Here is a 25,106-nt window from a genome sequence, read left to right on the forward strand (position 1 = left end):
CTCGCGTCCCGACCGCCCGCAACACGCCGCGACGCGGAAGCCCGCGCCGAGATGGAAGAATGGTCCGCATGGCCTCACAGGTGAACCCGCCCCGCGGCATGCGCGACTTCCTTCCGGCAGACAAGGCGAAGCGCGAGCACGCCTTCAGCGTGATCAAGCGCGTCTACCGCGATCACGGCTTCGACGAGATCGAGACGCCCGTCGTCGAGGATCACGCGCGCCTGCACGCCGGGCTGGGCGGCGACAACGAGAAGCTCAGCTTCTCGATCCTCAAGCGCGGCCTCGGCGCCGAGGCGCTCGCCGCCGCGGCCGAGACCGGCGACGCCGAGCAGCTTGCCGACCTCGGCCTCCGCTTCGACCTGACCGTGCCGCTGTCGCGCTTCTACGCGAGCCACCGCGCCGAGCTGCCGCCCGTGTTCCGCTCGATCCAGATGGGGCCCGTCTGGCGCGCCGAACGTCCGCAGAAGGGGCGCTACCGGCAGTTCGTGCAGGTCGACATCGACGTCATCGGCGAGGCCGGCCTGCTCGCCGAGGTCGAGCTGCTCTCGGCGACCTCGCGGGTGTTCGCCGAACTCGGCCTCACCGGCTGCGTGTTCCGCGTGAACGATCGCCGGATCCTCTTCGGTCTGCTCGACCACTGCGGCTTCGCGCCCGAGACCCACGACCGCGCACTGATCATCGTCGACAAGCTCGACAAGATCGGGGCCGAGGGCGTCATCGGCGAGCTCCGCGAACTCGATCCCGAGGCCGCCGAGCGACTCGGTGCCGTGCTGGCCGCGGTCGAGCCGCGCCTCGCGGGCGACGGGATCCCGCTCACCGCGGAGGCGATCTCCGCGGTCCTGCCCGCGGGAGCCGCCGCCGAGGGCGTCGCGAACCTCGCCGAGATCGGCGCCGCGCTCGAAGGCGTGCTGCCCGAGGGCGTCGAGCTGCGCTTCGACCCGACGCTCGTGCGCGGCATGGGCTACTACACGGGCACCATCTTCGAGGTGGCGCACCCGGGCTCCGGCAGCTCGGTCGGCGGCGGCGGACGCTACGACGGCATGATCGGCCGCTTCCTCGGCCAGGACGTGCCGGCCGTCGGCTCGTCGATCGGCTTCGAGCGGATCGTCGACCTCATCGAGCTGCCCGCGTCGACCGGCCCCGAGGCCGTCGCCCTCGTGCACGACGCCGATGCGGCTCCCGCCGACCTGGCCTCGCTCAAGGCCGCGCTCGTCGCGCGCGGGCACCGCGTGCGGCTCGAGCGCCGGCAGAAGAACATGAAGACGCTGCTGGCCCGCGTGGCCGAGCAGGGCTTCACCCGCTTCGCGAACGTCCGGGCGGGGGAGCGCGACGTCGACGCGCTCGAACTGCGCGAACTCTCCGCGTAGCCACAGCGTCTCCGGCGCGTCCCGACGGGGCTCGCCGGTAGACTCGATCCCGGTGCCGGCTCCCGGTACCGTTCAACCCCCACGGCGAATGCAAGGAGTGCATGGTGGCATTTATCGATGCGGTGATCGCACGCGAGATTCTCGACTCGCGAGGCAACCCGACCGTCGAGGTCGAGGTCGGCCTGACCGACAGCTCCGTGGGGCGCGCAGCCGTCCCGTCGGGCGCATCGACCGGGGCCTTCGAGGCCTACGAACTCCGCGACGGCGACGCCGATCGCTACCAGGGCAAGGGCGTGCTGAAGGCCGTCGACGCGGTGTTCGACCGCCTCGGCCCGGCCATCGACGACTTCGCCGCCGACGACCAGCGCCTCATCGACATGGCGCTCATCGAGGCCGACGGCACCGACAACAAGAGCGCCCTGGGTGCGAACGCGATCCTCGGCGTCAGCCTCGCGGTGGCGCACGCCGCCGCCGAGTCGGCCGGTCTGCCGCTCTACCGCTACCTGGGCGGCCCGAACGCGAGCACGCTCCCCGTGCCGCTCATGAACATCATCAACGGCGGCGCGCACGCCGACACCGGCGTCGACATCCAGGAGTTCATGGCGGTGCCGCTCGGCGCCGAGACCTTCTCGGAGGGGCTCCGCTGGGGCGTCGAGGTCTACCACGCGCTCAAGTCGCTCCTCAACGAGAAGGGCCTCTCGACGGGCCTGGGCGACGAGGGCGGCTTCGCTCCCGACCTGCCCACCAACGCCGAGGCGCTCGACCTGATCGTCGAGGCCATCGAGCGCGCCGGCTACGTGCCGGGCCGCGACGTGGCCGTCGCGCTCGACGTGGCGTCGTCGGAGTTCTACGAGAACGGCGTCTACAAGTTCGAGGGCCAGGATCGCACCGCGGCCGAGATGAGCGCGTACTACGCCGATCTGCTCGACCGCTACCCGCTGGTCTCCATCGAGGACCCGCTCGACGAGAGCGACTGGGACGGCTGGAAGCACCTCACCGACGAGATCGGCGCGCGCGTGCAGCTCGTCGGCGACGACCTGTTCGTCACCAACCCGGCGCGTCTCGCCGAGGGCATCGAGAAGGGCACCGCCAACTCGATCCTCGTCAAGGTCAACCAGATCGGTACGCTCACCGAGACTCTCGACGCCGTGCAGCTCGCGCAGCGCTCGGGCTACACCGCCGTCATGTCGCACCGTTCGGGCGAGACCGAAGACGTCACCATCGCCGACCTCGCCGTCGCGACCGACTGCGGCCAGATCAAGACCGGTGCACCTGCCCGCTCCGATCGCGTCGCCAAGTACAACCAGCTGCTCCGCATCGAGGAGGAGCTCGGCGGCGCTGCGCGCTACGCCGGCCGCGCCGCGTTCCCCCGCTTCACCGCGGACGCGAACTAAGCACCCGGACCGGATCCTTCCATGGCGAAGCGCGAAGCCCAGGGGGCCGGGGACTGGTCCTCGAGCCTCCGCTTCAGCGCCTTCACCGTGATCAACATCGCGCTCGTCGTCATCGGCGCGTTCGCGATCAGCCCCATCCTGTCGACCTTCGTGCAGCAGCAGCGCCAGATCTCGGAACTCCGGGAGAGCGTGAAGCAGCACCGCGAAGCGGTGAACGAGATCGACGCCGAGCGGGCGAAGTGGAAGGATCCGGTCTACGTGCGCTCCCAGGCGCGCGGCCGACTGTTCTACGTGATGCCGGGGGAGACCCAGCTGAGCGTGATCAGCGACGTCGTGCTGCCCCCGGAGCGCACCGACGGCACCAGCTCGAAGCTCTCCCGGATCGACCGGAACTGGGCGAAGTCGCTGGTGTCGTCGACCCTCGGGGCCGGAACGACCGCCGCGACCCCCGAGCAGCTGAGCCCCGATGCGCGGGCGCAGCAGAAGTCGGGCACCGGCTCGAAGCAGACCGCTCCGAGCCCGACCGCCAAGACCACCGAGACCCCCAAGACCCAGGAGAAGCAGGCACCGTGAGCAGGCCCCCGTACCCCGCACCGACCGAGGCCGATATCGCTGCGGTGAGCGAGCAGCTGGGCCGCGAAGCCCGAGGCGTCGTCGGCATCGCCGCGCGCGCGGCCGACGGCAGCCCCGCGGTCGTGGCCACCTCGCCGCGACTGCCGGACGGCTCCCCGTTCCCCACCTTCTACTACCTGTGCCACCCGGAGGCGGTCGCCGCGGCATCGCGTCTCGAGGCGACCGGCGTCATGGTCGAGTACAACGAGCTCCTCGCCGAGGACGAAGCGGTGCTCGCCGCCTACGGTGAAGCGCACCGCGCCTACATCGAGGATCGCGATCAGCTGGGCGAGGTGCCCGAGCTCGCCGGCGTCAGCGCCGGCGGCATGCCCAACCGGGTCAAGTGCCTGCACGCGCTCGTCGGCCACGCGCTGGCCGCGGGCAAGGGCGTCAACCCCATCGGCGACCTCGCGCTCGAGCGTGCGGGACTCGCCCACTGGCAGAACGGCTGAACCTTCTGCGGCGCAAACGCTGATTCGCACCCGCTTCTGTGCCTTCCGCGCACGAAAACAGCAGAAAGCGCACCACCCACCCGTTTCCCGGGAGTAGACTGAAAACATCGGGCGGACGTCGCCCGGTTTTTCTGTGCCCGTTTCTACTCGGGTGCTCATCAGCTATGCGTCCCAAGGAGACTGCTTCGTGGCGAAGAAGATTCTGATCGTCGGCGGCGGCTACGCCGGGTTCTACACGGCATGGAAGCTCGAGAAGATGCTCCGTGCCGGTGAGGCCGAGGTCACCATCGTTGACCCGCTGCCCTACATGGCGTACCTGCCGTTCCTCCCCGAGGTGGCATCGGGCTCCATCGAGCCCCGTCACGCGGTCGTGGCGCGTCGCCGCCACCTGAACCGCACCGCGAACATCGCGGGCAAGGTCACGGGCATCTCGCACGCCACGAAGACCGCCACGGTCACGCCGACCGAGGGCGAGCCCTTCGAGTTCGCGTACGACCACATCGTGGTCACCACCGGTTCGGTCTCGCGCACCTTCCCGATCGCCGGCATCGCCGACAACGCGATCGGCATGAAGACCATCGAAGAGGCCGTCGCCGTGCGCGACCGCATGGTCGGCAACTTCGAGCGCGCCGCGTCGCTGCCCGCCGGCAGCCCCGAGCGCGCGAAGCTCCTCACCGTCACCGTCGTGGGCGGCGGCTTCGCCGGCATCGAGTCGATCTCCGAGCTGCGCTCGTTCGCCACCTCGCTGCTGCGCCGCTACCCCGAGATCACCTTCGACGAGACGAAGTTCCACCTCATCGAGGCCATGGGACGGATCATGCCCGAGGTGTCGCAGGAGACGGCGAACTGGGTCGTCAAGGACCAGACCCGCCGCGGCGTCGACATCCACCTCGACACGCAGCTCAGCTCGGCCGTCGACGGCAAGATCGAGCTCTCGACGGGCGAGAACTACGAGTCCGACCTCATCGTCTGGACCGCGGGCGTCATGCCCCGCCCGTTCCTGCGCGGCACCGACCTGCCGATCGGCCCCCGCGGCCACGTGATCGCGAGCCCCAACCTGCGCATCACGTCGGAGGACGGCTCGGAGCTCGACGGCGCATGGACCGCCGGCGACACCTCGCAGGTCCCCGACATCTCGGCGACCCCCGGCCCCGGCGGCTTCTGCGTGCCCAACGCGCAGCACGCCGTGCGCCAGGGCAAGCTGCTCGCCAAGAACATCGTCGCCGACCTGCGCGGCGAGGGCGTGCGCGAGTACAACCACAAGAACGCCGGCGCGGTTGCGGGCCTCGGACTGAACACCGGCGTGTTCCAGTCGGGCAAGTTCGCGATGAAGGGCTACTTCGCGTGGCTCGCGCACCGCTTCTACCACGGCCTCGCGATCCCCACGTGGGAGCGCAAGTGGCGCGTGTTCGGCGGCTGGGTCGGGCACTTCTTCCTGGGTCGCGATGTCGTGAACATCGAGGCCGTTCAGGAGCCGAAGGCGATCTTCCAGGAGTTCGCGAGCCGTCCGAAGCCCGCAGCCGAGTAATCCTCAGCTCCACCGCAGCGCCCCGCCGAGCCATTCGCCCGGCGGGGCGCTGCCGTGTCCGGGGGTGCTGTGCGGACTCCCTAGACTGAAATCATGAACCAGGCTGCCGGGGCACTGCTGGGCTCCGGGCGGTGGGTGCGCGAGAGCGCCGCCTCGCGCACGATCGGCCGCGCGTACTTCGGGCTGCAGGCGATCGCCGGCGCGGTCTGGTGGATCGCGGTGTTCACCGTCCCCGCGGTGCGTCGTGCGACGCTGGGCGGCATCGATCCGGTGCTCATGGCCGCGGCCGACGTGCCGCTGTTCGTGCTCGCCTCCGCGCTCGTCGCGCTCGGCGCCCGATGGGCGGTCTGGATCGCCGTGCCCTGGACCCTGCTCGTCGCGGGGGCGATGATCGTCGTCGCCACGGTCACCGGGGCGGCGGGCTGGGGCGCGCTGCTCATGGGCGCCGCGGGCATCGGGAGCGCCCTCGCCTGGCTGCTGCTGCGCTTCGGCAGGATCCCCGCCGACGCCGCGCTCGCAGGTCCGCTCGGCTTCGGCACTGCGCGGCGCGGGACTCCGCCGCTCCGGCAGCTCGTGCGGACCCTGCTGCAGATGTCGGTGTTCTGGATCCTGTTCCTCGGGGTGATCCCGCTCGGGATCGCGCTGCTGGAGTGGCGCTGGGCGCTGCGGGTGGAGTTCCCCGTCGCCGTGCGCGTGCTCGGCGCCGGGATCCTGCTGCTGGCGAGTGCGCTCGGCGTCTGGTCGGCGTTCGCGATGGCGCTGCGCGGCGACGGCACGCCGCTGCCCTCGGCCGCCGCGAACCGGCTCGTGCTCACGGGTCCCTACCGCCTCGTGCGGAACCCGATGGCGCTGGCCGGGATCGTGCAGGCGTTCGGGGTCGGGCTCTGTGGCAGCTCCTGGCTGGTCGCCGTCTACGCGCTCTGCGGGATCCTCTATTGGAACGAGCTCGTGCGCCCGTTCGAGGAGGACGACCTCGCGCGTCGCTTCGGCGCGGAGTTCGAGGCCTACCGGGCCCGGGTGCGGTGCTGGGTGCCGCGGCTGCGCCCCGTCGGGTGAGCGGGGTCGGGCTCAGCCCTCGTCGGAGTGCCGTGACAGGAACTCGTACATCTCGGTGTCGTCGACGCCGGGGAACGACCCGGTCGGCAGGGGAGAGAGCACGTGCGCGTGCATGCGCGCGCTCGGCCAGGCCTTCCCCTCCCAGCGTTCGAGCAGTCCGCCCTCGGCGGTGCGGCAGCACGACGGATCCGGGCAGGTGGACGAGGTCCGCGTGGTGGTCTCCCGACCGCGGAACCACTTCGCGTCGTCGAACGGCACCCCGAAGGTGATCGAGAACGGGCCCTGCTCGGCATCACCGGTCTGCGCGCTCGCCCAGAACGTGCCCGCCGGGGTGTCGGTGTACTGGTAGAACTCGCTCGTGCGGTTGGTCCGGTTGAACGCGGTACGCCCGGCCCACTTGCGGCACAGCGGCTGCCCCTCGACCGAACCGGACTCGTCTGCGGGGAACGGCAGGCCGTCGTTCTCGTAGCCGCGCTGCAGCGTACCCGCGCCGTCGGCCCGGTAGAAGTGGACGCGCAGGCCGAGGTGCTCGGTCGCGAGGTTCGTGAAGCGGTGCGCGGCGGCCTCGTGCGTCACGCCGAAGGCGTCGCGCAGATCCTCGATCGCGAGGTTCCGCTCGCGTTTGGCCTGCTGCAGGAACTCGGCGGCGCGGGCCTCCGGGATCAGGCAGGCCGCGGCGAAGTAGTTGATCTGCAGCCGCTGCTCGAGGAACTCGGCGTAGCTCGCCGGCGGCCGGTGCCCGAGCACGCGGTGGCCCATCGCCTGGAGCGCGAGGGAGCGCAGCCCGTGACCGCCGGGGATCGAGGCGGGCGGCAGGTAGATGCGGCCGCCCTCGAGATCGGTGATGCTGCGCGTGTTCGGCGGTAGGTCGTCGGCGAAGATCAGGGTGAAGCCGAGCGACTCGGCGAGCACGGCCACCTCGCGGTGGCGCAGCGCGCCGTAGCGGGGGCCGAGGCGGCTCATCAGCTCGTCCGCGGCGCGCTCCAGCTCGGGCAGGTAGTTGTCGCGCTCGCGCATCTGCATGCGGATGCGCGTGTTGGCCCGGCGAGCCTCCTCGGGGGTCGCGGCCGCGGCGCGCGAACGGCGCAGCAGCTCCCGGTGCAGCCCGACCAGCGATTCGAGGGCGTCGTCGCTGAGCGACTTCGGCATGCGGACCCGGGGGAGCTGCAGCTGCGCGTAGAGGGGGAGCGCCTGCGCGCGATCGAGTTCGATCTCGAGCGCGCTGCGGCGATCCGGGGCCTCGGCCTTGAGCAGCTCGGCGGTGTCGACATCGAGGGCCTGCGCGATTCCCTGCAGGAGGGACAGCCGAGGCTCCCGCCGGCCGTTCTCGATGTGGGAGAGCTGGCTCGCGACGACCCCGACGCGTTCGCCGAGCTGATCGAGGGTGAGTCCGGCCGCGACGCGGAAGTGCTTGATGCGCTTGCCGAGCAGGAGGCGCTGGCTCGCGCTGTCGTCGGTGATGGAATCCGAGTGGGGGGCCATTCCTTGACTATACGGCAAGAAGTGCGATTCTTTACAGTCGAAAGTGACGGTTCGGTGTCCGAAGGGCGTCCGAGAATGGGTCTACCACCGTTTCTTACCCGAGGAGTACGACGTCATGGGCAGCGCCACGACTCTCGCGCCGGAAGCCACGATCGCCGAGCTGGTCCGCAGCAACGCGACCACCGATGTGGCCGAGGTGCTCACCTGGGTGACCGAGGTCGCCGAACTCACCCGTCCCGAGGCCGTCGTCTGGTGCGACGGATCCCAGGAGGAGTGGGCGCAGCTCACCTCCGAGATGGTCGAGGCGGGCACCCTGCTCCCGCTCAACAAGGATCTGCGTCCCGGCAGCTTCCTCGCTCGCTCCCACCCGGGCGACGTGGCGCGCGTCGAGGACCGCACCTTCATCTGCTCCGAGAACGAGGCGGATGCGGGCCCCACCAACAACTGGCGCGCGCCGGCCGAGATGAAGGCCGAACTGCAGCCGTTCTTCGCGGGCTCCATGCGCGGCCGCACCATGTACGTGGTGCCATTCTCGATGGGCCCCGTCGGCGGTGCGATCTCGCAGCTGGGCGTCCAGCTCACCGATTCGCCCTACGCCGTGCTCAACATGCGCATCATGACCCGCATGGGCCAGGACGCGCTCGACGGCATCACCGCCGGCAGCGAGTGGGTCCGCACCGTGCACTCGGTCGGCGCTCCGCTCGAGCCGGGCCAGCAGGACGTCGAATGGCCGTGCAGCGACACGAAGTACATCACGCACTTCCCCGACACGCTCGAGGTCTGGTCGTTCGGCTCGGGCTACGGCGGCAACGCCCTGCTCTCGAAGAAGTGCTTCGCGCTGCGCATCGCCTCGGTGATGGGCCGCAACGAGGGCTGGCTCGCCGAGCACATGCTGCTGCTCAAGCTGACCGACACCGCGACCGGCAAGGACTACCACCTGTCCGCCGCGTTCCCCTCGGCCTGCGGCAAGACCAACCTCGCGATGCTCCAGCCGACGATCCCCGGCTGGAAGGTCGAGACCATCGGCGACGACATCGCCTGGCTCCGCCCCGGCAAGGACGGTCGCATGTACGCGATCAACCCCGAGGCCGGCTTCTTCGGCGTCGCACCGGGCACCGGCGCGTCGACCAACCCGGTCGCGATGGAGACCCTCTGGGGCAACACCATCTTCACCAACGTCGCGCTCACCGATCAGGGCGATGTCTGGTGGGAGGGCATGACCGATGAGGTCCCCGACCACCTGATCGACTGGCAGGGCAACGACTGGACCCCCGAGTCCGGCCGACCGGCGGCGCACCCGAACTCGCGCTTCACCGTGCCGATCCAGCAGACCCCGACCCTCGCCGACGACTGGTACGAGCAGGACGGCGTCCCGCTCGACGTGATCCTCTTCGGCGGCCGCCGCGCGACCAACGTGCCGCTCGTGGCGCAGTCGCTCAGCTGGGAGCACGGCGTGTTCGTCGGCGCGACCATGGGCTCGGAGAAGACCGCCGCTCAGGAGGGTTCGGTCGGCGAGCTGCGCCGCGATCCCTTTGCGATGCTGCCCTTCTGCGGCTACAACATGGCCGACTACTGGGGCCACTGGCTCGAGATGGGCGAGAAGCTCGGCGAGAAGGCTCCGAAGATCTTCCAGGTGAACTGGTTCCGCAAGGGCGCCGACGGCCGCTTCCTGTGGCCCGGATTCGGCGACAACTCGCGCGTCATCGACTGGGTGATCCGCCGCATCGCCGGCGAGGTCGAGGGTCGCGAGACCGCGGTCGGCACCGTGCCCGCCGAGGGCGAGCTGAACCTCGACGGCCTGGATCTCCCGGCCGCCGACCTCGACGAGCTGTTCGCGATCGACCCGGCCTCCTGGCTGGCCGAGGCGGAGCTGACCGAGGAGTTCTTCGCGCAGTTCGGCGACCGCGTGCCGGCTCGCCTGCACCAGGAGCTCGAGACGCTGCGAGGGCGCCTCTCCGCCTGATGATTTCGGTCGGCCTCCGGTCGACCGCCACAGCTGTGGGGTTCGGGTTCTGCCCAGCTCGAACCCCACGACCTACCGTGAGCCCCGAGTTCTGCCCAGCTCGGGGCTCACTCTTTTGCGCGGGTGGGCCCAGAGCGGGCCCGGGTGACCGTGCGCCGGGCGCTCCCACGCGCTGTGGCACGATGGAAGTTCGCCCCCCCCGATAGCCCAACTGGCAGAGGCAACCGACTTAAAATCGGTTCAGTCTGGGTTCGAATCCCAGTCGGGGGACGCAGAGGAAGCGCCGCCTCGCCTAGAAATCACTAGGGGAATCGGAGGCGGTCCTGCCTCGGCGAGGCGGGCCTGCACTACAGTGTTGTGCTGCGCGTCGCCCGCAAAAGAGGTGACGGGCGGGTCGGAATGCTGAAGGTCCGAGGCGAGCGTGGCGAGGTCGCCGGCCGCGGGAATATGCAGGCGGGGGCGCTGCTCGCCCGCGGGGACCGGGCGGCCCCAGAACATGCGCTGCGCGATGTCGGCGAGGCCGCCGCGGTGCGGGACGCCGTTCCGGGTGTGCGTCGCGCTGCCGTCCGGACGGTAGAGCTCCTGGAGCTTCGAGACGTCGCCGGTCAGCCAGGCGTCGTTCTCGGCGTACTGCGCGTACGCGGGCGCCCATTCCTTCGGGGCCAGGGCGTGTTGGGGCCGGGCATCGGCATGTGGATCTACCTCCCGGTATGGTCGTTGGCTATGGACATGTGGAACGCAGCTAGTGGGATCGGCGCGTTGGGCGCTTTCGGCGTCTCGATATGGGCGTTGTTCATCGCGCGTCGTGCCAACCACATTGCGGCGGAAGGCATGCCTCCTCGTGAGCCGAGCTTTGAGGTCCACCGTTTGGACGGAGGCAAATTTCGGATCGTGAATGTTGGTCAAGCTCCGCTGTTCGAAGCCACAGCGGTCGGACGATCAGCAACAACTCGCAGCAACGGCATGAAGAAGGAGCCGATCACCCTGCCCCAAGGGGGTTCGCTAGTTCTTGAAGCTGGCCTGTACGCCGGCCACGTGCGGGCAATAGAGCTGCTCGGCTTCGAGATGCGTGATGAAACCCGTGTTGACCGCCGCATCACAGTTCCCCTCGACTAGGCCGCGAGAGCGTAGATGATCGGTTCCCACTGGCCGATGGTGGAGCGGATCGCGTAGCGCGCGGCGTCCATCGCGTGTTCGTCCTTCTTCACGACCTCGTCGCGGCCTCCGGTGCTGGCCTTCTCGTCCTACTCGTATTCGGTGACCTCGGCGAGGAACGTCTCGCAGCGGTCGGAGACGATGAGCTTGCCCTGCGCGAGGAGGTTGGCGACGTCGGCGATGCCGACGAGCGCCGGGCTCTCGTGCACGTCGACGAGGTCGACCACGCCGATGATCGTTCCCCGATCGACCGGCCCCGGCCAGGAGGCCCTGGCGGGCCAGGATGCGAGAGCCTCGCTGTCGTCGGTCTTGCCAGCGTGAATCGCGACCGGGCTCCCGCGATGTTCCGCACGCGGTTCTCGACGTTCTTCCCGCCGTGCATGATCGCCCAGGCCCAGGGCTGCCGCACGGTCAGGATCCGCATCTCAGCGGTCATGGTGTTCTCCTTGTCTGTTGTGGTTGGCCGCGCCGCGGTTGCGGGCGCGGCGGTAGGGTGCCTTCATGGCTTCGAACTTCCCGCCCGGCTGGTACCCGACACCTACCGGCGACCTTGGCTACTGGGACGGGAAAAATTGGACCGGAGACGCCCAGCCGCCCGCCCCTGAATCCCGACAGATCGGCTGGCACCTTCAAGATGGAGGGCTCTACCGGTGGTGGCTCGGAACCCACTGGTCAGAAGCGCACGCGGCCGTAGACGGACACGTTGATGTCGCTAGAGGCATTGGGCAAGCGATGATCTACAAGACGACCTTCCAATCGATGGAAACCACGCTCAACGCAATCCGGGACGAGCTGACGAAGTTTCCGCCATCCCGGATATGCAGATCAGCTGCCAGTTCGAGCCATTCTTCGCGGCACCGAGCGTTGTGGCCGTGATCGAATGGGACACGCCTAGGCAATAGCCGCGACCGCGCCGAGCTGCCGATACGCCGCGAGCGCCTGGGACGGCACCACGCTGACCGCGTAGGGGTCGACCGCGGTGGTCACGCTGCCGCCCATGCGAGTCGTTCCGATCCTCGGACGACGGAGAGACAGTCCCGGCAAAGCTGGAGGATGCGCGCACCTTCCGGGATGTCGATGCCGCACCGGTCGCACGGCTGCTGCGGTCGGTGCCTGGCCTCTCCGAGAGACGGGGAAGGCGGCGCCTGGACCGGCACCGCCTTCGGGGTGATGTGTGGGAGAGCGCCCTCCCTGCGTGCTTCGAGTAGTGCGACCAGCACATACCCCGGGCGCGCGATCTCGGTGCACCGGTCCTGGATGCAGCGCACCTGCCGGCGACTCATCGTGCTCCTCCTTCGAGCATCAGGCGGCCCGGCATGCCGGACTCGATGAGGTGGGCGACCTGCTCGGCCGTCTCCTCGAATACGGTGCGCCCGGACGGGAGCACGATGTGCGCGAAGATCGATCGCCTTGAGCTTCGCCTTCACGACGAGCGCGAGCCACCGCTGCCGGGTCGCCTGCTCGTATGCCGCATCGCGCGCCGACGCCGTGCGCACGCCGCGCGAGTGGTGCGTGAACTCCTTCGCTGCCCGGTCCGGGAGCGGGATCGTGAACCGGACCTGGCGGCCCTCAGTCTGGAAGGTGACGCGGGCCTCGCCAGACTCGACCATGTAGACGAAGTTGCCGTCGCGGACGACCGATGCCACGCGGCGGCCGCTCTGGTGATGAGCGCTGAGACGAATCTCCAGGCTGTCCAGCGGATGCCCGGGAACGCCTCGGCCGCGATGACGCTCGACACCTACGTGGGCCTCTTCGATGACGATCCTGAGCATGTTGCTGATGTGCTCGACAGGGGCACCAAGTGCGGTTCGCCGCCTGAGTCGTTTGCCCACACCCGACCAGATCCAGCGGGTAGTTTCAGGGGAGGGGGCAAGCGGCGGTCGACGAATACTTCTGTCAGGGAATAGGGGTTCGAATCCCAGTCGGGGGACTCGCCTATTCCGCGATGCCGCGCACGTACGCCGCGATCCGGGCGGTGCTGCGGTCCGGGTCGGCGGCGAGCCGCTCGAGCAGCGGCTCCGTGACCGCGAGCGGCAGCTCCGCGAGCGCCTGCGCGATCCGCGCGCGTTCCTCCGGCGCCGAGTCGAACGCGTCGACGCGCGCGGCGAAGGCGCGCACGATCCGCTCGGCGACCCGCGGGTCCGCGGACGCGGCGACTGTGCCGAGCGCCTCTGCGGCGTCGACATCGCGCGACCCGTCGACCACGAGCGCGATGAGCACCGGGACCGCCCGGATCCCCGCTGCGCCGCCGTGCCGCCCCAGCGCGAGCGCCGCGAGGCCGCGCACGGAGCGCACCGGATCCTCGAGCGCGCGCAGGAGCAGCGCCTCGGAGCGGGCGGGATCCAGCGACGCGAGCGCGCGGACGGCGCGTTCGCGCACCGCGGGATCCGGGTGGGTGAACACGGGATCGAGCGCGGCGACCGCTCCGGCCGGGCCGTCGGCGTCGGATCCGGCGTCGGCGCGCGCCAGCGCCCAGCGCAGCGCGCCCGCGGCGTTCGTCTCGTCTTCCCCGAGCAGCGCCTCCGCGATCGGGGCGGCAGGCGGTGCGGATCCGGATGCGGCATCGAGCGCCGCTCGATACCGGGCCTCCGGACGCCCCGAACCCAGCCGCTTGAGCAGCTGGACGGTGTCGAGCGCCTCCGCCCAATCGCCCGGACCCGAGGCCGCGAGCTGCTCCAGCCGGTCGAGCAGCTCTCGGTGCTGCTGCATCTGCTCGCGGGTGCGGGCGACGAGTTCGCCGAGCAGGGCCGGAGGCATCAGCTCGTGCGCGTCCGGGGACGCGTCGATCACGCGCTGCACCTCCTGCAGGCTGAGTCCGAGCGAGCGCAGCCCCTCGACTCGGAGCAGCCGCCAGACGTCCTGCTCGGCGTACTCGCGGTAGCCGGAAGTGGTGCGCCCCGAGGGGCGCACCACTCCGAGCCGGTCGTAGTAGCGCAGCATGCGCGCGCTCACGCCCGACCGGCTCGCGACCTCGCTAATGCGCACCGCGGCTCCCGGAGAACGCCGTGGCCATGCGACCCGCGTCGGCGGGATCGAGGGCGAACGACGCGTCGGGGTCCTCGAGGAGGCGCGCGGTCGCGAGCGCGTGGATCCGGATGGCGGGGTCCGGGTCGCGGCTCGCGTCCCGCACGGGCACGGTCGCGGCGTCGCCGAGCGCGACGAGCGCGCGGCTCAGGCTGCGCATGGTCTCGGAGTCGCCCCGACCGAACTCGGCTGCCAGCTCGCGCGCGAGTCCGGCGTGCGCGGGCTCCGGCGCGACCGCGACGGCCGCGCGCCAGGCGGTGCGGGCGATGTCGGGATCCGCGTCGTGCAGGAACTCCGTGCGGATCGCGGACCAGGTCGCGGGATCACCGAACTTCGACAGCGTGTGCAGGGCCTGGCTGCGGGCAAGCGCGACGGGGGAGTCGAGCTCGGCGAGCACGGCGGGCAGCGCCAGCTCGCGCGGCATGCGGGTGAGCGCCCAGGTGAGCATGTCGCGCACCGAGAAATCGGGCTCGACGCCGCAGCGGGCGACGAGGGGCGCGACGAACTCCGGCTCGGGCGTCGTGCCCGCCGTGAGTGCGGCCTGCAGGCGCGCGGAGGGATCGCTCGCGCGCAGCGCGAGCGCCAACCGGTCGGCGCGGAGCCTGGTCTTCGGGATCTGGGTGTTCATGGGATCTCCTTCCACGAGTAGTCCACACCTTGACACCGTGTCAAGGTCAAGCGTGCGGAGCAGGAAGCCGCGAACGGTACGCTCGGAGCGTGATCCTCGCCAAGATCCTCCTCGTCGTCTCGCTGCTCACCGCGGCCATCCTCGGCATCTTCATGCGCGTGCGCGGCTGGTGGCGTCGTCGCATGGGATCGGGCGATCCCAGCTGAGGCGTTCCCCGTGCCTCATGGTCCGCCCACTACACTGCGGACATGGCATTCGATCTGGGGGCCGCGACGCTGCGCGCCCGAGCCGCTGAACAGACCTGGCGCACGGACCCCGAGCGCTATTGGACGAGCCTGTCCTCCGCGACGCGGGAGCTCCCCGCGCCCGTCGTGGCGCTGAGCGTCGAGGCGCTGAGTTGGAACGCGCACGATCTGCTGCGCCGCGCAGGCGGGCTCCCGATCCGTGTCGCCAGCAAATCGATCCGGGTGCGGAGCGTCCTCGAATCGGTGCTCGCGCTGCCCGGGTACCGCGGCATCCTGGCCTACACGCTGGACGAGGCGGTCTGGCTCGCCGAGAGCGGGGTCTCCGACGACGTGGTCGTCGCGTACCCCACGGCGAACCGCGCGGCGATCCGCTCGCTCGCGTCGAGCGAGCGGGCATCGGCTGCGGTGAGCGTGATGATCGACAGCGCGGCGCAGCTCGACCTGATCGATGCGGCCGTTCCGCCCGCCGAGCGCGCGGCGCCGATCCGCGTCTGCCTGGACTTCGACGCGTCCTGGCGCACCCGGGCGCTCGGACACATCGGCGTGCTGCGTTCGCCGGTGCATGAGCCGGCCGAGCTGCGCGCGCTGGCCGAACTGGTGCTGCGTCGCGACGGCTTCGCGCTCGTCGGGGTCATGTCCTACGAGGCGCAGATCGCCGGCGTCACCGACGATCCTCCCGGGCGGCCGCTGAACGGCGCCCTGATGCGGGCGGTGCAGCGTGCGAGCGGCGCGGAGCTGGTGGAGCGCCGGGCGCGGGCCATCGCCGCGGTGCGCGCGGTGGCGGACCTCGAGTTCGTGAACGGGGGAGGCACCGGGTCGATCGAGCGGACCGTGTCGGAGGGCGCGGTGACCGAGGTCGCGGCGGGCAGCGGGCTCTTCGGTCCGCGCCTGTTCGACGGGTACCGGTCGTTCACCCCGGCCCCCGCCACCGCGTTCGCGCTCGACGTCGTGCGCAAGCCGAGCGCCGAGACGGCGACCCTGCTCGGGGGCGGCTGGATCGCCTCCGGAGTGGCCGGCGCCGACCGCTCGCCGACGCTGGCCTGGCCGGAGGGCCTGCGGTTCGCGCCGCGCGAGGGCGCGGGCGAGGTGCAGACCCCGCTGCTCGGCCGAGCGGCCGCGGGGCTGCGGGCCGGGGATCGGGTCTGGCTGCGCCACACCAAGTCCGGCGAGATCATGGAGCACACGAACGCCGCAGTGCTGGTGCAGGAGGCCGCCGTCGTCGACGAGCTGCCGACCTATCGAGGAGAGGGGCGGTGCTTCCTGTGAGCGCACGCTGGCAGAACTGGGCGCGCACGGAGTCGTCGCAACCGGCGACCGTGATCGCGCCCGAATCGATCGATCACGTGGTGCGCGCCGTCGAGCGCGCCCGCGAGACCGGGCACACCGTGAAGCCGATCGGCGCCTCGCACAGCTTCACCGCGATCGGCGCGACGGACGGGATCCGGATCGAGCTCGATCGCATGCAGGGCATGGTCTCGGCGGATCTGCCGCGCGGGCGGGTGACGCTCTGGGGCGGTACCCGGCTCTGGCAGCTGCCCGACATCCTCGATCCGCTGGGGCTCGCGCTCGAGAACATGGGCGACATCGATCGGCAGACGATCACCGGGGCGACCCAGACCGGCACCCACGGCACGGGGCTCGGCTACGGCGGCCTCGCCAGCCGGGTGGTCGGCGCGACGCTCGTCACCGGGACCGGCGAGGTCCTGACCGTCAGCGAGACCGAGAACGCCGAACTGCTGCCCGCCGTCGCGCTCGGGCTCGGGGCGCTCGGCGTCCTCGTCACCGTCACGATCCAGTGCGTGCCGAGCTACCTGCTGCACGCGGTCGAGGCGCCGGCGCCGTTCGAGGAGGTCCTCGAGAGCTACGAGCAGCGCTGCCGCGATTCCGACCACTTCGAGTTCTACTGGTTCCCGCACACCGAGGGGACGCGTACCAAGACCAACACCCGCATGCCGGTCGCGGCGGGCGCCGAGCCGCTCGGCACCGTCTCGCGCTTCGTCGACGAGGAGCTCGTCAACAACGCCGCTCTCGCGGGTCTCGTCTCGTTCGAGCGCTGGGTCCCGGCGAGCACGCCGGCGCTCAACCGTATGATCGAGCAGGTCTCGAGCCGGCGCAGCTATCGCGACCTCTCGCACCGCGTCTTCGTGACCCGGCGCCGGGTGAAGTTCCGCGAGATGGAGTACAGCGTCCCGCTCGAGGCCGTGCCGACGGCGCTGCGCGAGCTGCGCGCGCTGATCGAGCGCCGCGACTACCGGATCTCGTTCCCGATCGAGGTGCGCGCCGCGGCTGCAGACGACCGGCTGCTGTCGACGGCGAGCGGACGCGAGTCCGGCTACATCGCGGTGCACCGCTACTTCCGCGATCCCGACCGCGAGTACTTCCGCGAAGCCGAGGCGATCCTGGCCGCGCACGAGGGGCGTCCGCACTGGGGCAAGATGCACACGCAGGACGCCGCGTCGCTGAGCGAGCGGTACCCCGACTTCGACCGCTTCGTCGAGGCGCGCGATCGGCTCGACCCGGATCGGGTGTTCGCGAACCCGTACCTGCGCCGCGTGCTGGGGGCGTAGGCCGGATTCCTCCGCGGGAGAACGATTCCCGTTTCCCTGCCGATTGTCGGTGCGCGCCGATAGACTGGGCGGCATGAACGCAACCCTCATCGCCGTCATCGTCGTGGTCGCGCTGATCGCCATCCTCGGCATCTACGTCTGGGCCACGTACAACTCCCTCGTCACGCTCCGCGTGCGGGTCGATGAGGCGTGGAGCGACATCACGGTGCAGCTGAAGCGCCGAGCCGACCTCATCCCCGCGCTGGTCGAGACCGTCAAGGGCTACGCCGCGCACGAGAAGGGCGTGTTCGACTCGGTCACGCAGGCGCGTGCCGAGACCATCTCGGCGCAGGGCCCCGCAGAGGCGTCCCTGGCCGAGGGTCACATGCAGTCCGCGCTCAAGAGCATCTTCGCGGTCGCCGAGGCCTACCCGCAACTGCAGGCCAGCCAGAACTTCCTCCAGCTCCAGAGCGAGCTGGTCGACACCGAGAACAAGATCCAGGCGGCTCGCCGCTTCTACAACGGCGGGGTCCGCGAGTACAACACGAAGATCCAGCTGTTCCCGAACTCGCTGTTCGCGAAGGGCATGGGGTTCACCCAGCGCGAGTTCTTCGAGGTCGAAGACGTGGCTGCGATCTCCGAGCCGCCGCGCATCCAGTTCTAGCGAGGTTCCGTGTACCGCGCGATCCGTCGCAACAAGGTCAACAGCGTTCTCATCATCCTGCTGTTCCTCGCGATCGTTGGCGGGCTCGGGTGGCTCGCTTCGTACATCTACCGCTCGCCGACCATCGTCATCTGGGTGGTCGTCATGGCGGTCGGCTACGCCGTCTTCCAGTACTTCATGGCCGGGCGTCAGGCCATCTCGATGGCGGGCGCGCGACAGGTCACCGCAGCGGAGGAGCCGCGGCTCTACCGCATCGTCGAGAACCTCTCGATCACCACGGGCACGCCCATGCCCGAGGTCTACATCGTCGAGGACCCCGCGCCGAACGCCTTCGCCACGGGCCGGGATCCCGAGCACGCGATCGTCGCGGCCACCACGGGCCTGCTCGAGATGATGACGGACTCCGAGCTCGAGGGCGTCATGGCGCACGAGCTCGGGCACGTGCGCAACTACGACATCCGCGTCTCGATGATCGTCTACGGGCTCGTGGTCGCGGTCGGCATGATCGCCGACATGCTCATGCGCATGGCGTTCTTCGGGCGCAATAACAACAACAGCAACCCGATCATGCTGGTGCTCGGCCTCGTCGCGATGCTCGTGGCCCCGCTCGTCGCAACGCTCGTGCAGCTCGCGGTCTCTCGTCAGCGCGAGTACCTGGCCGACGCTACCGGCGCCATGACCACCCGGCATCCGGAGGCGCTGGCCAGCGCGCTGCACAAGCTGTCCGAGTACGGGCGCCCCATGCAGAAGCAGAACTCGAGCATGGCGCACCTCTGGATCGCCGACCCGCTCAAGCCGGGCCTCGCGCAGCGCCTGTTCGCCACGCACCCGCCCATCCCGGATCGCATCCGCCGTCTGCTCGATATGGGCGGCAAGTTCTAGCCGAATCAGCACGCGCGGCGACGCGGAGCCCCCGAGGGGCGTAGGGTGGAAAGACGCTCCGAGGAGGTCACCCGTTCCGTGTCAGGCATGTTCCGTTCGCTCTCGGTGCGCAACTATCGCATCTGGTTCGGCGGCGCGCTCGTCTCGAACATCGGCGCCTGGATGCAGGCCACGGCGCAGAACTGGGTGGTGCTCACCGAGCTGACGCACACCGACGCCGTGGCGGTCGGCATCACCATGGCGCTGCAGTTCGGTCCGCAGATCCTGCTCGTGCCCATCAGCGGCGCGGTCGCCGACCGCTTCGACCGGCGACGCGTGCTCATGGTCACGCAGTCGCTGCTGATGCTGCTCGCGCTCGGGCTCGGTGTCCTGCTCATCACCGGGGTCGCGGAACTCTGGATGGTCTACGGCTTCGCGCTGGCGCTCGGCACGGTCAACGCCTTCGACACTCCGGCGCGGCAGTCGTTCGTCTCCGATCTCGTGGGTCCGGCCCAGCTCTCGAACGCCGTCGCGCTCAACTCCGCCTCGTTCAACTCCGCCCGCCTCATCGGACCGGCCGCCGCCGGCCTGCTGATCGCGGTCGTCGGGTCCGGCTGGGTGTTCATCATCAACGCCGTCTCGTTCCTCGCTGTGCTCGGCGCGCTCTGGGCGATCCGGCTCCCGAAGCACGTGCGGATCGGCGCGGGAGCGGGCTCCTACGGCAGCCAGCTCGCGGCGGGGTTCCGCTACGTCTGGCGTCGGCACGACCTGCTCGTGATCTTCGCGATGGTGTTCGTGATCGGCACCTTCGGCATGAACTTCCCCGTCGTCTCCTCGACCATGGCGGTGGAGTTCCACCGCGGCGCGGGGGAGTACGGCCTGCTGTCGTCGATCCTCGCCATCGGATCCCTCACCGGAGCGCTGCTCGCGGCACGTCGGCCCGCGGCGCGCCTGCGCGTCGTCGTGCTCTCGGCCGGCGGTTTCGGCGCCGCGAGCCTGATCGCCGCGCTCATGCCGAGCTTCTGGAGCTTCGCGGCGACGCTCGTGCTGCTCGGCTTCTCGACGGCGACGCTGCTCACCACCGCCAACGGCTTCGTGCAGACCACCTCCGACCCGGCGGTGCGCGGGCGGGTGCTCTCGCTTTACTTCGCGATCCTCATGGGGGGCACGCCCATCGGCGCGCCCGTCGTCGGCGCGATCGCCGACGCCTTCGGTCCGCGCTGGACCCTCGGCGTCGCGGCGATCTCGGGTGCCGTCGCGTTCGGGATCGGCGTCGGCTGGCTGCTCGTCGAGCGTCGGCTCCGCGTGCACTACGACCGGGATCACCGGTTCCGGGTGACCCACGCGGGGCGACCCGGACTCGGAGACGATCCCGGAGCGCAGGTCGAGACGCTGACGGCGCCCATCGAGGTGCTGCGGCGCGTCCGCGACGACAGCGGAGACGCCCCGCACGGAGTAGGCTGAGTGCTGTCGTGCGTCGGCGGCCGCCGCGCGCTCAGCATCATTCGTGGAGCCTGATACATCGTGAGTGACTTCCTGTCCAGCCAGACCCGCACCGAGACTGATTCGCTCGGCAGCCTGGAGATCCCGGCTTCGGCCTATTGGGGGGTGCACACCGCGCGAGCGCACGTGAACTTCCCGATCTCGCGCCGACCGATCTCGGTCTACCCCGACTTCGTGCGCGCGTTCGCGTGCGTGAAGCAGGCGGCGGCGCGCGCCAACCTCGAGATCGGCGCGCTCGACGAGCAGCGTGCGACCCTCATCGACCGCGCCTGCGAAGAGGTCAAGACGGGCATGCTGCTCGACCAGTTCGTGGTCGGCGTGGTGCAGGGCGGTGCCGGCACCTCGACCAACATGAACGCGAACGAGGTCATCACCAACCGGGCGCTCGAGCTCGCGGGTCACCAGAAGGGCGACTACGCCTTCATCAACCCGAACGACCACACCAACCGCTCGCAGTCGACCAACGACACCTACCCGACCGCGATCAAGATCGCGCTCGCGTTCTCGCTGCAGAGCCTGCTCGAGGAGCTCTCGCTGCTCGCCGAGTCGTTCGCCGCCAAGGGCCGCGAGTTCTCGCACATCATCAAGGTCGGCCGCACGCAGCTGCAGGACGCCGTCCCCATGACCCTCGGCCAGGAGTTCAACGCCTTCGCCGTCACCCTCCGCGAGGACATCGAGCGCCTCCGCGAGGCTGTCTCGCTGCTCGGCGAGGTGAACATGGGCGCCACCGCCATCGGCACGGGCATCAACGCGCCGCGCGGCTACAAGGAGTCGGTCATCCGGCACCTGCGCGAGATCACCGGTCTCGACCTCGTCACCGCGGGCGACCTCGTCGAGTCCACCAGCGACACCGGCGTGTTCATCACCTTCTCGGGCGCGCTCAAGCGCAGCGCCCTCAAGCTCTCCAAGATCTCCAACGACCTGCGCCTGCTCTCGTCGGGTCCGCAGGCCGGTCTCGGCGAGATCAACCTGCCCGCCCGCCAGGCCGGCTCGTCGATCATGCCCGGCAAGGTCAACCCCGTCATCCCCGAAGCCGTCTCGCAGGTGGCGTACTCGGTCGCCGGCGCCGACGTCACCGTGTCGATGGCGGTCGAGGCCGGTCAGCTGCAGCTGAACGCGTTCGAGCCGATCATCGCGCACTCGCTGTTCCAGTCGATCACCTGGCTCGAGCGCGCCTGCCAGACGCTGCGCGTGAACTGCGTCGACGGCATCACCGCGAACGAGGAGCGTCTGGCCGACACCGTCGCCCGCTCGGTGACCGTCATCACCGCGCTCGCCCCCGTCATCGGCTACGCCGAGGCCGCGAAGCTCGCGAAGCAGGCGCTCGCCACCAACGAGAAGGTCTCCGACCTCGTCATCACGGCCGGCCTGCTCGATCAGGCGCAGCTCGACGAGATCCTGCAGCCGGCGAAGCTCGCCGGCCTGGCTCCCGACACCGGGGTCATCGACATCCCCAAGCAGGTTCTGCCGGACGCCGCGGGCGAGGCTCCCGAGGCAGCCAAGGCGCCCGCGAAGGGCAGCGACTGACCCTCGGGTCCGCCTGAACGGACGGGGCGGGCGGTGGATCCACGGATCCGCCGCCCGCCCCGTCCGCGTTTCCGACGCGAACGCCGCGAGTGCGGCGAAACGCGATCACCGCGAAACGCGATCACCGCGAAACGCGAACGGCCGCCCGCGCGGAGACGCGGGCGGCCGTTCGCTGCACATGCGCGGACTACTCGGGCAGGATGCAGTGCGAGGTGAGCGCGCCGATGCCCTCGATGGTCACGGTCACGTCGGTGCCGGGCCGCAGGTACAGCGGGGGCTTGCGCGAGCGGCCGGCGCCGCCGGGGGAGCCGGTGGAGATGAGCGTGCCGGGCAGCAGGGTCAGCTCCTGCGACAGCGTCGAGATGAGCTGAGCGACGGTGCGGATCATGAAGCCGGTGGTCGAGTCCTGCACGCGCAGGCCGTCGACGTCGGTGGTGATGTGCAGCGCCTGCGGGTCGGGGATCTCGTCGGCGGTGACGACGACGGGACCGACAGGGGTGAAGCCGTCGAACGACTTGCAGCGCGACCACTGGGGCTCGCGGAACTGGATGTCGCGGGCCGTGATGTCGTTGATGACGGTGTAGCCAAACACCGAGTCGAGCGCCTCCTCGACGGACGCGTTCTTGGTGGTCTTGCCGATGATCACACCGAGCTCGCCCTCGTAGTCGACCTCGTCGCTGATGGCGGGGGGCAGCGGAACATGACCCTCGTGCGCGCCCAGCGAGTTCGGGAACAGCGAGAACAGCACGGGACCCGAGTCGTTGTCGAGGCTCAGCTCGCTCGCGTGCTCGTCGTAGTTGAGTCCGACGGCCAGCACGATGGGGGGTGCGATGACGGCGGGCGCGTAGCTCGCGGAGTCGATCGCGTAGCCCGCATCGGCGCTCAGCGCCTCGGCTGCGGCGCGCACCCGGTCCAGCGCCTCGGGACCCTCCGCAATGAGATCGCCGAGGGTCGTGGCGCTGCTGCCGAGCTCGCGCACCGGAACCCCGCGGTCCTCGCGTACGAGCACCAGCTCGGGGTCGGAACCGGCGGGGGACTCAGCGGGGATGAGATGTGCGAACTTCACCTCTCCAGGCTAGGGCATAGCGGCCCGATCCATGTCTCCGCGCGCACGACTCGGGCATTCGATGGTGGGGTTCCTCGCGCGTCGGGCCCCTGGTTTCGTCGGCACCCCTCAGTTGCACGGATCCGGGAGGCGAGACCACGATGGACCCATGAGCGGAACGAATGCGGGATCGAGCCTCGACGCGGAGCTGAGCGGGCTGCTCGGCGCGCACTGGATCACCGACGGATCGCGGCTCGAAGCGCTGCGCGGGGACCGGAGCGGTCTGATCGCGGAGGGCCGGGGGATCGGGCTCGCGGAGCCCGCGGACACCGAGCAGGCCGCGGCGGTGCTGCGGATCGCGGCCGCGCACGGGGTCCCGGTCGTGCCGCGGGGAGCGGGCACCGGCCTCGCCGGCGGTGGAGTCGTCGGTGCGGGACGCATCGCCCTGTCGACGGCGCGCATGACCGAGATCCGCGAGATCGACCCGGTCGACCAGGTCGCCGTCGTCGGCGCCGGCGTGATCAACGCCGAGCTGGACCGAGCGGCGCGCCAGTACGGCCTGCGGTACGCCCCGGATCCGGCGAGCCGCGCGATCTCGACGATCGGCGGCAACATCGCGACGAACGCCGGCGGTCTGCTCTGCGCGAAGTACGGGGTGACCCGAGAGGCGGTGCTCGGCCTCACCGCGGTGCTGGCCGACGGCAGGATCCTGCGCACGGGGCACCGGAGCGTGAAGGGGGTCACGGGCTACGACCTGACCGCGCTGCTCGTCGGATCGGAGGGCACCCTCGGCGTCATCACGGAGGCGACGGTGCGCCTGATCCCGCGTCCGGACGTGGAGCCGGTCACCGTCGGCGCGGTCCTGCCGGATCTCGGCGGAGCGCTCGAGCTGTGCCGGGAGCTGCAGGCGGCCGGACAGCGGCCGGCGTTGCTCGAGATCATGGACGCCCGCTCGCTCGCGGCGGTGACCCGGTACCTGCCGGAGGCCGATCGGCCCGGGCCGTTCGCGGGTCCGCTCGGCGCCGGATCGGCGGCCGTCATCGTCCAGTGGGACGCGGAGGGCGCCGGAGCGGCCGCGGAGCGCGCGATGCGTCTCGTCGATGCGCTCGGTGGACGCGCGATCCGCTGCGACGACGAAGCGGGCGGAGAGCGGGTGCTCGGCGTCCGGCGCGCGATGAACCCGGCGCTGCCGAACGGCACCGACGTGCTGATCGAGGACGTCTGCGTACCGCGCTCGCGGCTCGCCGAGATGTACGCGGCGATCGCGCGGATCGAGGCCGAGACCGGGATCGAGATCCCGACGGCGGGGCACGCGGCCGACGGCAACCTGCATCCGCACCTGTCCGTGCGCGCCGAGGACCGCACCCCGGGCGGCGAGATCCCGGAGCGTGTCTGGGACGCTGCCGCGCGCGTGTTCCGCGCAGCGCTCGACCTGGGCGGCACCCTCACCGGCGAGCACGGCATCGGCGTGCTGAAGGCGCGCTGGCTGCGCGACGAGCTCGGGGACGAGTCGTTCGCGCTGCAGCGGGGGATCCGGCAACTGTTCGATCCGCGGGGGCAGTTGAACCCGGACGCGGTGTTCGTCGCGGACGATCCCGGTGCGAACGCGAATGGTGACACGGTTCCCTGAGAGCGAACGCGGTGTCGAGCGGGCTCCGGACCCGCAAGAATGGAGTCATGACTGAATCATCGCTGTCGAAGCCCGAGATCGAGTTCCCCGAGGGCCCCGCTCCCACCGAGCTGCAGATCGTCGACGTCGTCGAGGGATCCGGCGAGGAGGCTCTCGCGAGCTCCACCGTCAACGTCCACTACCTCGGCGTCGAGTTCGAGTCCGGCGAGGAGTTCGACTCCTCGTGGGGCCGCGGCGAGTCCATCAACTTCCCCCTGCGTTCCCTGATCCAGGGCTGGCAGGTCGGCATCCCCGGCATGAAGGTCGGCGGCCGCCGCAAGCTCATCGTGCCTCCGGCGCAGGCCTACGGCGCGGCGGGTGCGCACCCCCTCGCGGGCAAGACCCTGATCTTCGTGATCGATCTGCTCGGCGTCAGCTGACCCGC

23 protein-coding genes and 1 tRNA gene are annotated in these 25,106 nt (G+C 70.5%); 19 read left to right on the top strand and 5 right to left on the bottom strand.

Translation table 11 applies throughout. The features are described 5' to 3' along the window. Positions 1–68: 68 nt before the first annotated feature. From hisS to ABD169_RS07480, 6 genes are all read left to right on the top strand, one after another. Positions 69–1,367, top strand: coding sequence for a histidine--tRNA ligase (gene hisS / locus ABD169_RS07455; RefSeq protein ID WP_046455013.1), 1,299 nt, complete (start codon positions 69–71; stop codon positions 1,365–1,367). 104 nt (positions 1,368–1,471) lie between these two features. Beyond that, positions 1,472–2,761: a phosphopyruvate hydratase gene (gene eno, locus ABD169_RS07460; protein WP_197074161.1), complete on the top strand. Its 1,290-nt coding sequence runs from the start codon at positions 1,472–1,474 to the stop codon at positions 2,759–2,761. Positions 2,762–2,782: 21 nt separating this feature from the next. Then, entirely contained in the window at positions 2,783–3,334 is a 552-nt protein-coding gene (locus ABD169_RS07465; RefSeq protein WP_344031063.1) for an FtsB family cell division protein, read from the top strand. Beyond that, entirely contained in the window at positions 3,331–3,825 is a 495-nt protein-coding gene (locus tag ABD169_RS07470; RefSeq protein WP_099722465.1) for a DUF501 domain-containing protein, read from the top strand. Before ABD169_RS07465 ends, ABD169_RS07470 begins: the two co-directional genes overlap by 4 nt. A gap of 187 nt (positions 3,826–4,012) precedes the next feature. Next, a complete protein-coding gene (locus ABD169_RS07475) occupies positions 4,013–5,353 on the top strand; it encodes an NAD(P)/FAD-dependent oxidoreductase (protein ID WP_046455010.1) in 1,341 nt (446 codons plus the stop codon). Positions 5,354–5,446: 93 nt separating this feature from the next. Beyond that, positions 5,447–6,409: a methyltransferase family protein gene (locus ABD169_RS07480; RefSeq protein WP_344031066.1), complete on the top strand. Its 963-nt coding sequence runs from the start codon at positions 5,447–5,449 to the stop codon at positions 6,407–6,409. A gap of 12 nt (positions 6,410–6,421) precedes the next feature. On the opposite strand, the gene ABD169_RS07485 is transcribed toward ABD169_RS07480, so the two are convergent. Beyond that, entirely contained in the window at positions 6,422–7,891 is a 1,470-nt protein-coding gene (locus ABD169_RS07485) for a helix-turn-helix domain-containing protein (RefSeq protein ID WP_344031068.1), read from the bottom strand. A gap of 115 nt (positions 7,892–8,006) precedes the next feature. Between ABD169_RS07485 and ABD169_RS07490 the strand changes: the two genes are divergently transcribed. The 3 genes from ABD169_RS07490 (at position 8,007) to ABD169_RS07500 (ending at position 10,970) form a co-directional block, all read left to right on the top strand. Continuing rightward, a complete protein-coding gene (locus tag ABD169_RS07490; protein ID WP_046455008.1) occupies positions 8,007–9,854 on the top strand; it encodes a phosphoenolpyruvate carboxykinase (GTP) in 1,848 nt (615 codons plus the stop codon). Between the two features lie 196 nt (positions 9,855–10,050). Beyond that, positions 10,051–10,124: transfer RNA gene (locus ABD169_RS07495), tRNA-Leu, on the top strand. Positions 10,125–10,211: 87 nt separating this feature from the next. Next, a complete protein-coding gene (locus ABD169_RS07500) occupies positions 10,212–10,970 on the top strand; it encodes a hypothetical protein (RefSeq protein WP_344031070.1) in 759 nt (252 codons plus the stop codon). 128 nt (positions 10,971–11,098) lie between these two features. On the opposite strand, the gene ABD169_RS07505 is transcribed toward ABD169_RS07500, so the two are convergent. Then, positions 11,099–11,236, bottom strand: a complete 138-nt coding sequence (locus tag ABD169_RS07505) for a hypothetical protein (protein WP_344031072.1) — start codon at positions 11,234–11,236, stop codon at positions 11,099–11,101. A gap of 274 nt (positions 11,237–11,510) precedes the next feature. Here ABD169_RS07505 and ABD169_RS16175 point away from each other — a divergent pair, with 274 nt between their 5' ends. After that, positions 11,511–11,885 carry a DUF2510 domain-containing protein gene (locus ABD169_RS16175; protein WP_425560951.1) on the top strand — a complete coding sequence of 125 codons (375 nt, stop codon included), beginning with the start codon at positions 11,511–11,513 and terminating at the stop codon, positions 11,883–11,885. 512 nt (positions 11,886–12,397) lie between these two features. Further along, positions 12,398–12,916, top strand: a complete 519-nt coding sequence (locus ABD169_RS07510) for a hypothetical protein (protein WP_344031074.1) — start codon at positions 12,398–12,400, stop codon at positions 12,914–12,916. 28 nt (positions 12,917–12,944) lie between these two features. Here the strand turns inward: ABD169_RS07510 and ABD169_RS07515 are convergent, their stop codons facing one another. Further along, on the bottom strand, positions 12,945–13,961 hold the full coding sequence (locus ABD169_RS07515; protein ID WP_344031076.1) for a HEAT repeat domain-containing protein: 1,017 nt from the start codon (positions 13,959–13,961) through the stop codon (positions 12,945–12,947). A 22-nt stretch (positions 13,962–13,983) separates the two neighbouring features. Then, entirely contained in the window at positions 13,984–14,661 is a 678-nt protein-coding gene (locus ABD169_RS07520; RefSeq protein ID WP_344031078.1) for a HEAT repeat domain-containing protein, read from the bottom strand. Positions 14,662–14,909: 248 nt separating this feature from the next. On the opposite strand from ABD169_RS07520, the gene ABD169_RS07525 reads away from it, so the two are divergent. The 6 genes from ABD169_RS07525 (at position 14,910) to ABD169_RS07550 (ending at position 22,007) form a co-directional block, all read left to right on the top strand. Continuing rightward, positions 14,910–16,172: an alanine racemase gene (locus tag ABD169_RS07525; RefSeq protein WP_344031080.1), complete on the top strand. Its 1,263-nt coding sequence runs from the start codon at positions 14,910–14,912 to the stop codon at positions 16,170–16,172. Beyond that, complete coding sequence (locus ABD169_RS07530; RefSeq protein ID WP_344031082.1) at positions 16,160–17,473, top strand: D-arabinono-1,4-lactone oxidase; 1,314 nt, start codon at positions 16,160–16,162, stop codon at positions 17,471–17,473. Before ABD169_RS07525 ends, ABD169_RS07530 begins: the two co-directional genes overlap by 13 nt. 73 nt (positions 17,474–17,546) lie before the next feature. Beyond that, positions 17,547–18,116: a LemA family protein gene (locus ABD169_RS07535; protein WP_046454289.1), complete on the top strand. Its 570-nt coding sequence runs from the start codon at positions 17,547–17,549 to the stop codon at positions 18,114–18,116. Positions 18,117–18,125: 9 nt separating this feature from the next. Next, positions 18,126–18,998: a M48 family metalloprotease gene (locus ABD169_RS07540; RefSeq protein WP_046454290.1), complete on the top strand. Its 873-nt coding sequence runs from the start codon at positions 18,126–18,128 to the stop codon at positions 18,996–18,998. A gap of 87 nt (positions 18,999–19,085) precedes the next feature. After that, positions 19,086–20,441, top strand: a complete 1,356-nt coding sequence (locus ABD169_RS07545) for an MFS transporter (RefSeq protein ID WP_344031085.1) — start codon at positions 19,086–19,088, stop codon at positions 20,439–20,441. 60 nt (positions 20,442–20,501) lie between these two features. After that, entirely contained in the window at positions 20,502–22,007 is a 1,506-nt protein-coding gene (locus ABD169_RS07550) for an aspartate ammonia-lyase (RefSeq protein ID WP_156174912.1), read from the top strand. Positions 22,008–22,194: 187 nt separating this feature from the next. On the opposite strand, the gene ABD169_RS07555 is transcribed toward ABD169_RS07550, so the two are convergent. Next, positions 22,195–23,073: a fumarylacetoacetate hydrolase family protein gene (locus ABD169_RS07555; RefSeq protein WP_344031087.1), complete on the bottom strand. Its 879-nt coding sequence runs from the start codon at positions 23,071–23,073 to the stop codon at positions 22,195–22,197. A 148-nt stretch (positions 23,074–23,221) separates the two neighbouring features. Here ABD169_RS07555 and ABD169_RS07560 point away from each other — a divergent pair, with 148 nt between their 5' ends. Together ABD169_RS07560 and ABD169_RS07565 are read left to right on the top strand one after the other, a co-directional pair. After that, positions 23,222–24,682 carry an FAD-binding oxidoreductase gene (locus ABD169_RS07560; protein WP_344031089.1) on the top strand — a complete coding sequence of 487 codons (1,461 nt, stop codon included), beginning with the start codon at positions 23,222–23,224 and terminating at the stop codon, positions 24,680–24,682. A 47-nt stretch (positions 24,683–24,729) separates the two neighbouring features. Continuing rightward, a complete protein-coding gene (locus tag ABD169_RS07565) occupies positions 24,730–25,101 on the top strand; it encodes an FKBP-type peptidyl-prolyl cis-trans isomerase (protein ID WP_046454295.1) in 372 nt (123 codons plus the stop codon). The last annotated feature ends 5 nt before the right edge of the window (positions 25,102–25,106 follow it).

The sequence above is a fragment of the Leucobacter iarius genome, from assembly GCF_039530105.1.
GTDB lineage: Bacteria > Actinomycetota > Actinomycetes > Actinomycetales > Microbacteriaceae > Leucobacter > Leucobacter iarius.

Coding starts and splice junctions, on each gene's coding strand:
- hisS (WP_046455013.1), top strand. CDS start 69: ATGGCCTCACAGGTGAACCCGCCCCGCGGCATGCGCGACTTCCTTCCG.
- ABD169_RS07465 (WP_344031063.1), top strand. CDS start 2,783: ATGGCGAAGCGCGAAGCCCAGGGGGCCGGGGACTGGTCCTCGAGCCTC.
- ABD169_RS07480 (WP_344031066.1), top strand. CDS start 5,447: ATGAACCAGGCTGCCGGGGCACTGCTGGGCTCCGGGCGGTGGGTGCGC.
- ABD169_RS07485 (WP_344031068.1), bottom strand. CDS start 7,891: ATGGCCCCCCACTCGGATTCCATCACCGACGACAGCGCGAGCCAGCGC.
- ABD169_RS07490 (WP_046455008.1), top strand. CDS start 8,007: ATGGGCAGCGCCACGACTCTCGCGCCGGAAGCCACGATCGCCGAGCTG.
- ABD169_RS16175 (WP_425560951.1), top strand. CDS start 11,511: ATGGCTTCGAACTTCCCGCCCGGCTGGTACCCGACACCTACCGGCGAC.
- ABD169_RS07510 (WP_344031074.1), top strand. CDS start 12,398: ATGTGCGCGAAGATCGATCGCCTTGAGCTTCGCCTTCACGACGAGCGC.
- ABD169_RS07520 (WP_344031078.1), bottom strand. CDS start 14,661: ATGAACACCCAGATCCCGAAGACCAGGCTCCGCGCCGACCGGTTGGCG.
- ABD169_RS07525 (WP_344031080.1), top strand. CDS start 14,910: ATGGCATTCGATCTGGGGGCCGCGACGCTGCGCGCCCGAGCCGCTGAA.
- ABD169_RS07535 (WP_046454289.1), top strand. CDS start 17,547: ATGAACGCAACCCTCATCGCCGTCATCGTCGTGGTCGCGCTGATCGCC.
- ABD169_RS07545 (WP_344031085.1), top strand. CDS start 19,086: ATGTTCCGTTCGCTCTCGGTGCGCAACTATCGCATCTGGTTCGGCGGC.
- ABD169_RS07560 (WP_344031089.1), top strand. CDS start 23,222: ATGAGCGGAACGAATGCGGGATCGAGCCTCGACGCGGAGCTGAGCGGG.
- ABD169_RS07565 (WP_046454295.1), top strand. CDS start 24,730: ATGACTGAATCATCGCTGTCGAAGCCCGAGATCGAGTTCCCCGAGGGC.